Source organism: Streptomyces sp. CNZ287, assembly GCF_007827615.1.
Window position 1 is genome coordinate 87,546 of sequence record NZ_VISV01000004.1, and the last position, 12,728, is coordinate 100,273.

Here is a 12,728-nt window from a genome sequence, read left to right on the forward strand (position 1 = left end):
TCGGTGTGCTTCTCGGTGCCGGCTCCCCGGCCGGTTACTTGATCAAGTAGATGGTGGCGAAGAGGCCGATCCAGACCACGTCGACGAAGTGCCAGTAGTAGGACACCACGATCGCGGCCGTCGCCTGCTGGTGCGTGAACCGTCTGGCCGCGTAGGTGCGTCCCAGGACCAGCAGGAAGGCGATCAGACCGCCCGTCACATGCAGGCCGTGGAAGCCGGTGGTCAGATAGAACACCGAGCCGTACGGGCCGGAGGAGAGCGTGATGCCCTCGTGCACCAGCTCGACGTACTCGGTGACCTGTCCGGCGATGAAGACGGCACCCATGATGAAGGTCACCGTGAACCACATGCGCAGCTTCTTCACGTCACCGCGCTCGGCGGCGAACACGCCGAGCTGGCAGGTGAGGGAGGAGAGCACCAGGATCGTGGTGTTGCCGAGCGCGAACGGAACGTTGAGGGTTTCGGCCTGGTCCTTCCAGAAGTCCGCCCCCATCACCGAACGCAGGGTGAAGTACATCGCGAAGAGGGCCGCGAAGAACATCAGCTCGGAACTCAGCCAGATGATGGTTCCGACGCTGGTGAGGTTCGGCCGGTTGACCGACGGGTGCGCGTGCCCGGTCTCTACTGCTGCTGTTGCTGTCGCCACGTCCGACATTATGTCGGTCCCTTATCTCCGCCTCACTCCGGGGGGTGCCGTTCGGAGTGTCAGGGCGCCGCAGAGGGGCCTGGACTGCACCGCCGCACCCCGGGCGGAGTAGCATCCGCGGTGAGAGCGGTGCCCGAGAACCACCGGAGGAACCATGGAGTCGACGGCCGCAGGACCGGTCAACGTACTGGTCTACAGCGACGACGCGAACACGCGCGAGCAGGTCCGGCTCGCCGCCGGGCGCCGCCCCGCGGCGGACCTGCCGCCGGTGGAGTACGTCGAGTGCGCCACGTTCCCCGCGGTGCTGGCGGAGTTGGAGCGGGGCGGCATCGACGCCTGCGTGCTCGACGGCGAGGCGGTGCCCGCCGGCGGCATGGGCGTGTGCCGGCAGATCAAGGACGAGATCTTCCAGTGCCCGCCCGTCCTGCTGATCATCGGCCGCCCGCAGGACGCCTGGCTGGCGACCTGGAGCCGGGCGGAGGCCACCGTGGCGCACCCGGTCGACCCGGCGGCGCTCGCGGACGGTCTGGCGGAAGTGCTGCGGCTGCGGCAGGCCGTACGCGCCTGAGGGCGGCGGGCGCCGGGGGACCCGGCGCTCCCCCGCCGGGCCGTACGGCCCGGCGGGCGGCTCAGATTCCCGGCCGCAGCCGGCCCGCCTCCGCCGGGCCGCCGCCGTCGCGTACGCCGGGCGTCAGGGCGCTGCCCTCCTGCCACTTGGTCCAGGAGAGGTTCCAGTCCCCGAAGCCGTTGCCGAACGGGGCCATGTCCTCGCCGTAGCTGTTGACGACCTCCACGATGTCGCCCGGCCGTACGGTCTTGAAGAACCAGGCGGCGTCCTCGGTGCTCATCCCGGTGCAGCCGTGGCTGACGTTGGCGGAGCCCTGCGAGCCCACGGACCAGGGGGCGGCGTGCACGTACTCGCCGCTCCAGGTGACGCGGGTCGCCCAGGACACCTGGAGGTCGTAGTCCTCCCCGGTGCCGCCGACGCCGATGCTGGCGCCGGTCATCCGGACGCTCGACTGCTTCTCCAGCACCACCTTCTTGCCGTTGCGGGTCTCGAAGCCCGCCTTGCCGGTGGTGACCGGGATGGTGTTGATCTCTTTTCCGTTGCGGTACACGGTCATCTCGTGCGCGGAGGCGTCGGTGACCGCCTCGATGCGGTCGCCGATCTTCAGTTCCAGGGGTTTCGCGGCGCTCGCGTAGACGCCCTCGCGCACCTTGACGCCCTCCAGCCGGCTCTCCAGCCGGACCCGGGCGCCCGCAGGCCAGTACTCCTTGGGGCGGTAGTGGAGTTCCTTGTCGCCGACCCAGTACCAGGCGCCCTGGACCACCGGGGTCGAGCTGACCTTCAGCCCGCGCTCGACGACGGACCGCTCCGCCTGGGTCTTCACGGCCCGGTTCAGCTTGACCGTCAGCGGCTGGCCGACGCCGTACGTGCCCTTGCCGGGGCCCAGCTCGACCTTCATCGGCTTCTTCGTCCTGACCTTGGAGGTGCGGTACGTCAGCCGCTTGCGGCCGGGCGCACCGTCGTCGTTCTCGGTGCTCACCTCGACGCTGTACCGGGACCGGGCGGCCAGCGGCACGGTGCTGCGCCAGGTGTGGCCGTCGGCGGAGAGCCGGCCGCGTACGTACCGGCCGCTCTCGTCCACGGCCGTGACGTCCGTGATGCGGGCCTGCCCCTGGGCGGTGACCTCCAGGTCCTCCGAGGGGTCGGCGAGACCGCTGTCGTCGGCCACGCCGGAGAGGGCGATCCGGCCGGCGGGCTCTCCCGGTTCGCGGGCCAGCGGATGGCCGCCGGCGCCGCATGCGGCGAGTCCCGGGGCGAGGGCGACCACCAGCAGGGAACAACTGACTGCCGTACGGCGATGGGGCGTTTGGCTCATGATCACACGCTAGGCAGATGCTCCACGCGACGCGCGGTGTGTGGGCCATACGAGGGGGCCGCGGCACCCGTTCGGCGTGCCGCGGCCCCGTCGGTGGAGCTGTGCTGTAGTGCGCTACTGGTTCTGGTCCGCCCCGCGGTAGTACTCGAAGACCCAGCCGTAGAGGCCGACCAGGATCACGGGGATGGAGAAGTACAGCAGCCACCAGTTGAGGACGATGCCGAGGAAGGCGAGCGCGCCGCCGATGGCCAGCGACAGCGGCTGCCAGCTGTGCGGGCTGAAGAAGCCCAGCTCGCCGGCGTCGTCGGCGACCTCCGCCTCCTTGTTGTCCTGCGCCCCGGTGTCGACCCGGCGGGCCGTGAAGACCAGGTAGTACCCGATCATCGCGGTGAGGCCGAAGGCCAGGAACAGCGCGGTGGTGCCGACCGGCTCCTTCGACCAGTAGCCGTAGACGATCGCCGCGACCAGGACGAAGGCGGCGAGCCAGCCGAACATGTGGCCCTGGATCTTCACTTCGCTTCCCCTTCGCTGCCGCCGCCGACGAGCGTCTTGTCACCGGCGCCGTGGCCGTGCCCGACCTGGGCCGCCGCGATCTCGGGATGGTGCAGGTCGAAGGCCGGCGATTCGGACCGGATGCGCGGCAGCGAGGTGAAGTTGTGCCGCGGCGGCGGGCAGGACGTGGCCCACTCCAGCGAGCGGCCGTAGCCCCACGGGTCGTCGACCTCGATCTTCTTGCCGTACTTGGCGGTCTTCCACACGTTGTAGAAGAACGGCAGCATCGACATGCCGAGCAGGAACGAGCTGATCGTCGAGAACGTGTTCAGGGCGGTGAACCCGTCGGCCGCGAGGTAGTCCGCGTACCGCCGGGGCATGCCCTCGGCGCCCAGCCAGTGCTGCACCAGGAACGTGCCGTGGAAGCCGATGAACAGCGTCCAGAAGGTGATCTTCCCGAGCGTCTCGTCGAGCATCTTGCCCGTGAACTTGGGCCACCAGAAGTGGAAGCCCGCGAACATCGCGAAGACGACGGTGCCGAAGACCACGTAGTGGAAGTGGGCCACCACGAAGTACGAGTCGGAGACGTGGAAGTCCAGCGGCGGCGAGGCCAGGATGACACCGGTCAGACCGCCGAAGGCGAACGTCACGAGGAAGCCGATGGACCAGAGCATCGGTGTTTCGAAACTCAGTGATCCCTTCCACATCGTGCCGATCCAGTTGAAGAACTTCACTCCTGTCGGCACCGCGATCAGCATCGTCATGAACGCGAAGAACGGGAGGAGTACGCCTCCTGTCACGTACATGTGGTGCGCCCACACGGTCACGGACAGACCGGCGATGGAGATCGTGGCGGCCACCAGGCCGATGTAGCCGAACATCGGCTTGCGGCTGAAGACCGGGATGACCTCGGAGATGATGCCGAAGAACGGCAGCGCGATGATGTACACCTCTGGATGGCCGAAGAACCAGAAGAGGTGCTGCCAGAGGAGCGCACCGCCGTTCGCCGGGTCGAAGATGTGCGCCCCGAACTTGCGGTCCGCCTCCAGTGCGAGCAGCGCGGCGGCCAGCACCGGGAAGGCGAGCAGCACCAGCACACCGGTGAGCAGCACGTTCCAGGTGAAGATCGGCATGCGGAACATCGTCAGGCCGGGCGCCCGCATGCAGATGATGGTCGTGATGAAGTTCACCGAGCCGAGGATGGTGCCGAAGCCGGAGAGAGCCAGACCCATGATCCACATGTCGGCGCCGACGCCCGGCGAGCGCACCGCGTCGGAGAGCGGCGTGTACGCGAACCAGCCGAAGTCGGCCGCGCCCTGCGGGGTGATGAACCCGGCGACCGCGATCAGCGACCCGAAGAGGTACAGCCAGTACGCGAACATGTTCAGCCGCGGGAACGCCACGTCGGGCGCGCCGATCTGCAGCGGCATGATCCAGTTCGCGAAGCCCGCGAAGAGCGGCGTCGCGAACATCAGCAGCATGATCGTGCCGTGCATCGTGAACGCCTGGTTGAACTGCTCGTTGCTCATCACCTGCGTGCCCGGCCGGGCCAGCTCGGCGCGCATGAACAGCGCCAGGATGCCGCCGATGATGAAGAAGAAGAACGACGTCGCCAGGTACAGCGTGCCGATCGTCTTGTGGTCGGTGGTCGTCAGCCACTTGACCACGACGTTGCCGGGCTGGCGGCGGCGCGCGGGCACCTCGTCCTCGTATGCGTCTTCGCCTGCGCCCGCGGCCGCCGCACCCTGGGGTTCGTTGAGGATGCTCATTGGTTGTTGGTCTCCGCATTCCTAGCGGCGTCGGTCTGGGGGATGCCCGCCGGGATGTACCCGGTCTGGCCCTTGTCGGCCAGCTTCTGCAGGTGCTCCTGGTACTTCTCCGGGGAGACCACCTTCACGTTGAAGAGCATCCGGGAGTGGTCCGTGCCGCACAGCTCGGCGCACTTGCCCAGGAAGGTGCCCTCCTTGTTGGGGGTCACCTCGAAGACGTTGGTGTGGCCGGGGATGACGTCCTGCTTCATCAGGAACGGCACCACCCAGAAGGAGTGGATGACGTCCCGGGAGGTGAGTACGAACTGAACCGTCTCACCCTTGGGGAGGACCAGCGTGGGGCCCGGGTTGCCGGTCTGCTCGTTCTCGGTGGCCGGCACGCCGTAGTCGTAGACGCCCTCGGCGCCCTTCGGCACGGCCTCGAAGTCCCGGTCGGGGATGGCGTCGAGCTCCTTGGGCCGCTTCGCCGGCGTGGCGGCGTCGCCGTCCAGGTTCTCCAGGTAGTTGAAGCCCCAGCTCCACTGGTAGCCGACCACGTTGATCACGTGGTCCGGCTTCTCCGAGGTCTCCAGCAGCTTGCTCTCGTCGCGCGCGGTGAAGTAGAAGAACACCGCCACGACGATCAGCGGGACGACCGTGTACAGCGCCTCGATGGGCAGGTTGTACCGGACCTGGGCCGGGACCTCGACCTTGGTCCTGGAGCGGCGGTGGAAGATGACGCTCCACAGGATCAGGCCCCAGACGAGGACCCCGACGGCCAGGGCGGCCGCCCAGGATCCCTGCCACAGGGAGAGGATCCGCGGCGCCTCCTCGGTGGCCGGCGTGGGCATGCCCAGGCGGGGGAAGTCCTTGTAGGTACAGCCGGAGAGGGTGACCAGGACCAGGCCCGCGGCCAGCGCCTGCGGCAGCCTTCGCCGCATCGTGCGCCGCGGCGAGCGGGTACCTCCCGCGGCCGCCGTGTGGCCGCGGGGGAGGTCGGAGCCGTTGTGACTCACGTAGCGCCTTCCCGAGAGTCTCGCCCACGGTCCCTTCGGGCGCGCGGGCAGCAGGTTTGGATGTTTACGCGGAGCAAACCCTACTGGACGCCATTTGGGGTCGCTCGGGGAGGGTGCCCTGGCGCGCCGGGGGCACTCCGATGGTGCGGCGGCGGCCGTCAACTCTGTCCCGCCGGTCCCCCGTCGGGGCCCGTCCCGGGCGCAGGCGTCGCGGGCCCGAAGGCGCGGACCAGGGGTTAGCGTGGTCGTGTGCCGTACTTCGACGCCGCGTCGTCCGCGCCCCTTCACCCGATCGCCCGGCAGGCCCTGCTCGCCGCGCTCGACGAGGGCTGGGCCGATCCGGCCCGGCTGTACCGGGAGGGCCGCCGGGCGCGCCGGCTGCTCGACGCCGCGCGCGAGACCACCGCGGACCTCGTCGGCTGCCGCCCGGACGAGCTGGTGTTCACGTCCTCGGGCACGCGCGCGGTGCACGACGGCATCGCCGGGGCGCTGGCGGGCCGCCGCCGCGCCGGGCGGCACCTCGTCGTCTCGCCGGTCGAGCACTCCGCGGTCCTGCACGCGGCGGAGCGCCACGAGGCGGCGGGCGGGGAGGTGACGTACGTGCCGGTGGACCGCGGCGGCCGGGTGGCGCCCGGGGCGTACGCCGAGGTGCTGCGCCCCGACACCGCCCTGGCCTGTCTGCAGTCGGCCAACCACGAGGTGGGCACGGAGCAGCCGGTCGCCGAGGCGGCCGAGGAGTGCCGGGCCGCCGGAGTGCCGCTGCTGGTGGACGCGGCGCAGTCGCTGGGCTGGGGACGTACTGAAGGGCCGTGGTCGCTGCTGGCGGCGAGCGCGCACAAGTGGGGCGGCCCGCCCGGCGTGGGGCTGCTCGCGGTGCGCAAGGGGACGCGCTTCGCGCCCGCGGGCCCGGCGGACGAGCGGGAATCGGGCCGCGCGCCCGGCTTCGAGAACATCCCGGCGATCGTCGCGACCGCCGCCTCGCTGCGCGCCGTCCGCGGGGAGGCGGAGGCCGAGGACGCGCGGCTGCGGGCACTGGTGGACCGGATCCGCGCGCGGGTGCCGGAGACGGTCGCGGACGTGGAGGTGGTGGGCGATCCGGAGCGCCGGCTGCCGCATCTGGTGACGTTCTCCTGCCTGTACGTGGACGGGGAGGCGCTGCTGCACGCGCTGGACCGGGCGGGGTTCTCGGTCTCGTCCGGGTCTTCGTGCACGTCGAGCACGCTGACGCCGAGCCATGTGCTCAAGGCGATGGGCGTGCTGTCGGAGGGCAACGTGCGCGTGTCGCTGCCGCAGGGGACGTCGGTGGAGGACGTGGAGGGCTTCCTGGGGGCGCTGCAGGGCGCGGTCGCCGGGGTGCGGGCCGAGCTGGGCGCGCCGGTGAGCGGTGCGGCGGGGGAGACGCCGGGCGGGGAGCTGGTGGTCGACGCGCGCGGGCGGCGCTGCCCCGTCCCCGTCATAGAACTGGCGAAGGTCTTCGACCGGGTGCCGGTGGGCGGCACGGCGCTGGTGCTGTCGGACGACGAGGCGGCGCGGCTGGACATCCCGGCGTGGTGCGAGATGCGCGGGCAGGAGTACGTCGGTGAGGAGCCGGCGGCGGGCGGCGGCACGGGCTACCGGGTGCGGCGCAGGGGCTGAGCGGCGCCCGGCCCGTACCGGGGGCGCGCGGCGGGCGCCCGGCGGTCCTGCCCGCCGGGCGCCCGCGCGCACTGCTGGTCTGCCGGTCCCGCTGCGTCAGTCCTGCACCGACTCCGGCAGGTGCTCCTGCACCTCGGCGGCGGCTTCCTCCCCGTACGCCTTGGTGAAGCGGGCGACGAAGTTGCTGCGCCGCAGCTCGTACTCCTGCGGACCCACGGTCTCGATGACCAGCGTCGCCAGCATGCAGCCGAGCTGCGCCGCCCGCTCCATGCTCACGCCCCAGCTCAGCCCGGAGAGGAAGCCGGCCCGGAAGGCGTCGCCGACGCCCGTGGGGTCCGCCTTGCGCTCCTCCTCCGGGCAGCCGACGAGGATCGGCTCCTCGCCGGCGCGGTCGATGCGCACGCCGCGGGCGCCGAGGGTGGTCACGCGGGTGGCGACGTGGGTCAGCATCTCCTCGTCGCCCCAGCCGGTCTTGGTCTCGATCAGCCCCTTCTCGTACTCGTTCGAGAAGAGGAACGCGGCGCCCTCGGTGAGGGTGCGGATGCCGTCGCCCTCCATGCGGGCGATCTGCTGCGAGAAGTCGGCGGCGAAGGGGATGCCGCGGGTGCGGCACTCCTCGGTGTGGCGCAGCATCGCCTCGGGGTCGTCGGCGCCGATGGAGACGAGATCGAGGCCGCCGACGCGGTCGGCGACGGTCTTCAGCTCGATGAGCCGGGCCTCGCTCATGGCGCCGGTGTAGAAGGAGCCGATCTGGTTGTGGTCGGCGTCGGTGGTGACGACGAAGCGCGCGGTGTGCAGCACTTCGGAGATGCGCACGGAGCCGGTGTCGACCCCGTGCCGGTCCAGCCAGTCGCGGTACTCGCCGAAGTCGGCGCCGGCCGCGCCGACGAGGATCGGCCGGGCGCCGAGCTGGCCCATGCCGAAGCAGATGTTGGGTCCGACTCCGCCGCGGCGCACGTCCAGTTTGTCGACGAGGAACGACAGCGAGACGGTGTGCAGTTGGTCGGCGACCAACTGATCGGAGAACCGACCGGGGAAGGTCATGAGATGGTCGGTCGCAATGGAGCCGGAAACGGCAATATGCACGGCGTACGCTCCTGTAGGCGGGGCAGGTAACGCGGGTAGTGCTCACGCTACCGGCTGAACACCGGCCTCCGGACGGGTTCGACCCGGCCAAAACTACCTGATAGTAGGTCTTACCACTCCTCGCCGCGGGTGCGTACGGTCGAGACATGCAGAAGGACTCGCGGGCCTCCGCCACCCCCCTCCCGTCGTCGGCCTTCCCGAGCGCAGCGCCGCTGGAGCTGGACGGCGGTCTCGCCGAGCTGCGCACCGACTGCGCCCGGATGGCGCCGCACTGGTCGGGCCACCCGCACAGCCCCGCGGGGCACGTGCCGGACACCCGGATCAGCGGTCTGGCGCGGATCATGGTGCCGTCGGCATCCGCGGACCTGCTCCGCGGCATGTCCGAGTACGGCGACTGACCCCGCCGCCCGGTCGGCTCCCCCCGGGGGGAACCGGATCCGCATGACCGGCGTCCCATCGGCATCCCCGACGAAGGAGCCGAACGGTGAGCACCGAGCACACCCCAGGTCCCGTGCCCGAGCCCGAGCCCGCGCACGCCCGCGCGGCCGGTCCTGACGGCCGGGACGCCGAAGACGCGGGCGGCGCCGGCGAGCCCGGCCGCCCGGACGGCGGCAGGCGCCGCCCCGGCGTGCTGGTGGCGGCGGCCGTCGCCGCCGCGGTGATGCTGACCGGAGGCGGGGTCGCGTACCTGGTGGACCGGACGGACGACGGCGGCGGCGCCGGCTCCGACGGCGGCGAGCCGCCGCCGCTGCGGCTCGACGGGCTCTCCATGGAGGCCGCGGCGAGGGGCGGGAGCGCGCCGCTGCGGCTCGTCGGCGAGCTGCCGGAAGGTCCTGAGGAGGCGCCGGTGTTCGAGCCCGCGGGCCGGGTCGGGGCCGCCGACGTGGCGCGGCTCGCGGCGGCGCTGGGGATGGACGGCAAGCCCCGCGAGGAGGGCGGCGGCTGGCGCGTCGGCGTCTCGCGCGACGGGCAGGGGCCGCTGCTCCAGGTCCAGGCGGAGGCGCCGGGCGCCTGGACGTACCAGCAGTACGGCGGCACCGCCTGCGACCTCCCGCTGCCTGCGGAGCCGGACGGCGCCGGCCCGGACGCGGCGGTGACCTCCGCGTGCGAGGTCCCTGTCCCCCGGCCCCGGACGAAGGCGGACGCCCCGGTGCCGGCGGACGCGGCGGAGAAGGCCGCCGAGCCGGTGCTCGCGGCGGTGGGCCAGGAGGATGCCGAGGTGGCGGCGGCCGAGCCGTTCGGCGCCGTGCGTACGGTGACGGCGGAGCCGGTCGTCGGCGGGCTGCCGACGACGGGCTGGCAGACGTCGCTGCAGATAGCCGGGGACGGACAGGTGACCGGCGGCAACGGCTACCTGGTCGATCCCGCCGAGGCGGACACGTACCCGGTGATCACGGCGGACGCGGCCTTCGAGGAGCTGGCCAGGCCCTCGGGCGGCGGCGGGGAGCCGGCGGTCGCCCCGGCATGCGCCTCGGCGGTGCCGTACGAGGAGGGCACGGGGCCCGGCAAGCCGCCGGCCGGCAAGGTCGACCCGTGCCTCGGCAAGATGGCGCCGACCAAGGTGCGCGGCGCCGAGTTCGGGCTCTCCGCGCAGTCGGTGGAGGGGCGGCCGGTGCTGGTGCCGTCCTGGCTCTTCCAGGTGACGAGCGATGCGCCGGCCCCGTTCCACGGCGGCAAGCCGGGCACCGTCGTCTGGCCGCAACTGGCCGTCGCGCCGGAGTACGTCACCGAGGCGGAACCGAGCGCGCCCGCGGTCCCCGAGCCGGCCCCGCCGACGTCCGCCCCGGGCGCCGAGCCCACCGCCGGCGGCGGCTCCGCCGGCCGGCCCGGCAGCCCCGCGCCGTCGGAGAGCAGCGACTCGGGGCAGGGTTCGCCCGGTCAGGTGGGGCCCGCCGAGCCGGCGCAGCCGCCGTCGTCCGCGCCCGCCGAGGAGCCGGAGAGCCGCGGCGGCGCGGTGGGAAGCCCCGTGGGCATCGAGTCGTACTCGGTGGACGGGCGCACTCTGAAGCTGCACTTCTGGGGCGGCGTGTGCACCGAGTACGCGGCGACCGCCGACGAGGCGGGCGGCGCCGTGACGGTGCGGCTCACCGGGGAGGACGAGCCGGGCGAGGTCTGCATCAAGATCGCGAAGCGCTTCACGGAGACGGTGGAGCTGTCCGCACCGCTCGACGGCCGCATGGTCGTGGACGCGCGAACGGGAGAGCGGGTGGCCGCCAAGTAGGTAGCAAGAACGTGCCACGCCGGGCGGCAACGCCCACACAAGCGGAAGGCGGCGGAACCGTGGGGGTTTCCGCCGCCTTCCTCATGCCGGTACGGCCCGTGCGCTCCGGCGGGCTCCTCAGCTGAAGGAGTCGCCGCAGGCGCAGGAGCCGGTGGCGTTCGGGTTGTCGATCGTGAAGCCCTGCTTCTCGATGGTGTCGACGAAGTCGATGGACGCGCCGGTCAGATACGGGGCGCTCATCCGGTCGGTCACGACCGAGACGCCGCCGAAGTCCTTGACGACGTCGCCGTCGAGGTCGCGGTCGTCGAAGAAGAGCTGGTAGCGCAGGCCCGAGCAGCCACCCGGCTGAACGGCGACGCGGAGCTTGAGATCCGGCTGGCCTTCCTGCTCCAGCAGGCTCTTGACCTTCGCCGCAGCGGCGTCGGACAGAATGATGCCGTCGACTGCGGTGGTCTCGCCCTGAACGGTCATTCGCATGTCTCCCGGGTTGTGGACTGCTTGCCGATCGAGTCCAACCGGCCGCGCTCCCGATTCATTCCGGCCGGGGGCGCGTTTTCTTGCTCCCTTCATGCTCGCATACGCCACCACTTCGGGTCATCCGCCCAAGGTCGAGGGAGGGCGCACGGACCGGCCCCGGACCTGCGCGCGGCATTCGTCACATTGACACGAGCACCATCGTCAACCTGACGCGAAGGGGATATGATGAATAACGTCAATGTGACGAAAATGGATGCGCCGGCAGCCCGCCGAGAGCCGAAGAGAAAGGGTGGAGTGCGCTGTGACCACCGCCCAGGACCTTGATGTGACCCCCACACCCCTCGCCCTGCTGCTGCTCGGGCGGGAGGCCGACCCCTCCAGCGAGCGCGGCGTCGACTGTCCGGGCGACCTGCCCGCCCCCTCGGACCCCGGCCTGGTCGAGCGCGCCCGCGCCGCCAAGGAGCGGCTCGGCGAGAAGGTCTTCGTCCTCGGCCACCACTACCAGCGCGACGAGGTCATCCAGTTCGCCGACGTGACCGGCGACTCGTTCAAGCTCGCGCAGCAGGCCGCCGCCCGCCCCGAGGCGGAGTACATCGTCTTCTGCGGCGTGCACTTCATGGCCGAGTCCGCGGACATCCTCACCTCCGACTCCCAGGCGGTCGTGCTGCCCGACCTGGCGGCCGGCTGCTCCATGGCCGACATGGCCACCGCCGAGCAGGTCGCCGAGTGCTGGGACGTGCTCACCGAGGCCGGTGTGGCGGACGTCACCGTCCCCGTCTCGTACATGAACTCCTCCGCGGACATCAAGGCGTTCACCGGCAGGCACGGCGGCACCATCTGCACCTCCTCCAACGCCGAGCGGGCCCTGAACTGGGCGTTCGGCCAGCGCCCGGCAGGCGCGGGCAAGGTGCTGTTCCTGCCCGACCAGCACCTCGGCCGCAACACCGCGATACGCGACCTGGGCCTCTCCCCCGACGACTGCGTCGTCTACAACCCGCACCGGCCGAACGGCGGCCTCACCGCGGAGCAGTTGCGCGCCGCGAAGATGATCCTGTGGCGCGGGCACTGCTCCGTGCACGGCCGCTTCTCGCTCGACTCGGTGAAGGAGGTACGCGAGCGCATCCCCGGCGTGAACGTGCTGGTCCACCCCGAGTGCAAGCACGAGGTGGTCGCCGCCGCCGACCAGGTCGGCTCCACCGAGCACATCATCAAAGCCCTCGACGCGGCCCCGGCCGGCTCCAAGTGGGCCGTAGGCACCGAGCTGAACCTCGTCCGCCGGCTGGCGAAGCAGCACCCCGACAAGGAGATCGTCTTCCTCGACCGCACCGTCTGCTTCTGCTCCACGATGAACCGCATCGACCTGCCCCACCTGGTCTGGGCGCTGGAGTCGCTGGCGGACGGGAAGCTCGTCAACCGCATCGAGGTCGACGAGGAGACCGAGGACCACGCCAAGCTCGCGCTGGAGCGGATGCTGGCGCTGCCCTGACGAGCGGAATGCGGGGGGTGACGCGGGCCCCGCGCAGG

General features: G+C 71.5%; 12 protein-coding genes. 5 read left to right on the forward strand and 7 right to left on the reverse strand.

Features of this window, described 5'->3' with window-relative positions:
- Positions 1 to 34: 34 nt before the first annotated feature.
- Positions 35 to 655: an aa3-type cytochrome oxidase subunit III gene (gene ctaE, locus FB457_RS10465; protein ID WP_047015328.1), complete on the reverse strand. Its 621-nt coding sequence runs from the start codon at positions 653 to 655 to the stop codon at positions 35 to 37.
- 145 nt (positions 656 to 800) lie between these two features.
- On the opposite strand from ctaE, the gene FB457_RS10470 reads away from it, so the two are divergent.
- Positions 801 to 1,214, forward strand: a complete 414-nt coding sequence (locus tag FB457_RS10470) for a hypothetical protein (protein ID WP_047015329.1) — start codon at positions 801 to 803, stop codon at positions 1,212 to 1,214.
- 61 nt (positions 1,215 to 1,275) lie between these two features.
- Here the strand turns inward: FB457_RS10470 and FB457_RS10475 are convergent, their stop codons facing one another.
- The 4 genes from FB457_RS10475 to ctaC all read right to left on the reverse strand — a co-directional run bounded on the left by FB457_RS10475 (position 1,276) and on the right by ctaC (position 5,785).
- A complete protein-coding gene (locus FB457_RS10475; RefSeq protein ID WP_047019834.1) occupies positions 1,276 to 2,529 on the reverse strand; it encodes a L,D-transpeptidase in 1,254 nt (417 codons plus the stop codon).
- Positions 2,530 to 2,643: 114 nt separating this feature from the next.
- A complete protein-coding gene (locus FB457_RS10480; protein WP_047015330.1) occupies positions 2,644 to 3,042 on the reverse strand; it encodes a cytochrome c oxidase subunit 4 in 399 nt (132 codons plus the stop codon).
- Positions 3,039 to 4,790: an aa3-type cytochrome oxidase subunit I gene (gene ctaD / locus FB457_RS10485; protein WP_047015331.1), complete on the reverse strand. Its 1,752-nt coding sequence runs from the start codon at positions 4,788 to 4,790 to the stop codon at positions 3,039 to 3,041. Before ctaD ends, FB457_RS10480 begins: the two co-directional genes overlap by 4 nt.
- Positions 4,787 to 5,785, reverse strand: a complete 999-nt coding sequence (ctaC, locus tag FB457_RS10490) for an aa3-type cytochrome oxidase subunit II (RefSeq protein WP_047015332.1) — start codon at positions 5,783 to 5,785, stop codon at positions 4,787 to 4,789. The genes ctaD and ctaC overlap by 4 nt, the downstream gene beginning before the upstream one ends.
- Positions 5,786 to 6,034: 249 nt before the next feature.
- Here ctaC and FB457_RS10495 point away from each other — a divergent pair, with 249 nt between their 5' ends.
- Positions 6,035 to 7,420 (forward strand): cysteine desulfurase/sulfurtransferase TusA family protein, encoded by a 1,386-nt coding sequence (locus tag FB457_RS10495; protein WP_145781623.1) that lies wholly within the window; start codon positions 6,035 to 6,037, stop codon positions 7,418 to 7,420.
- A 96-nt stretch (positions 7,421 to 7,516) separates the two neighbouring features.
- Here FB457_RS10495 and FB457_RS10500 read toward each other — a convergent pair whose 3' ends face one another.
- A complete protein-coding gene (locus FB457_RS10500; protein ID WP_125934420.1) occupies positions 7,517 to 8,506 on the reverse strand; it encodes a carbohydrate kinase family protein in 990 nt (329 codons plus the stop codon).
- A gap of 146 nt (positions 8,507 to 8,652) precedes the next feature.
- Here FB457_RS10500 and FB457_RS10505 point away from each other — a divergent pair, with 146 nt between their 5' ends.
- Both FB457_RS10505 and FB457_RS10510 read left to right on the forward strand, forming a co-directional pair.
- Complete coding sequence (locus FB457_RS10505) at positions 8,653 to 8,904, forward strand: hypothetical protein (RefSeq protein ID WP_047015335.1); 252 nt, start codon at positions 8,653 to 8,655, stop codon at positions 8,902 to 8,904.
- Between the two features lie 86 nt (positions 8,905 to 8,990).
- Positions 8,991 to 10,727 carry a hypothetical protein gene (locus FB457_RS10510; protein WP_145781624.1) on the forward strand — a complete coding sequence of 579 codons (1,737 nt, stop codon included), beginning with the start codon at positions 8,991 to 8,993 and terminating at the stop codon, positions 10,725 to 10,727.
- A gap of 117 nt (positions 10,728 to 10,844) precedes the next feature.
- Here the strand turns inward: FB457_RS10510 and erpA are convergent, their stop codons facing one another.
- The gene (gene erpA / locus FB457_RS10515; RefSeq protein ID WP_018837629.1) at positions 10,845 to 11,198 is read right to left on the reverse strand and encodes an iron-sulfur cluster insertion protein ErpA; all 354 of its coding nucleotides are present in this window, start codon (positions 11,196 to 11,198) and stop codon (positions 10,845 to 10,847) included.
- Between the two features lie 307 nt (positions 11,199 to 11,505).
- Here erpA and nadA point away from each other — a divergent pair, with 307 nt between their 5' ends.
- On the forward strand, positions 11,506 to 12,690 hold the full coding sequence (nadA, locus tag FB457_RS10520; protein WP_145781626.1) for a quinolinate synthase NadA: 1,185 nt from the start codon (positions 11,506 to 11,508) through the stop codon (positions 12,688 to 12,690).
- Positions 12,691 to 12,728 lie beyond the last annotated feature (38 nt).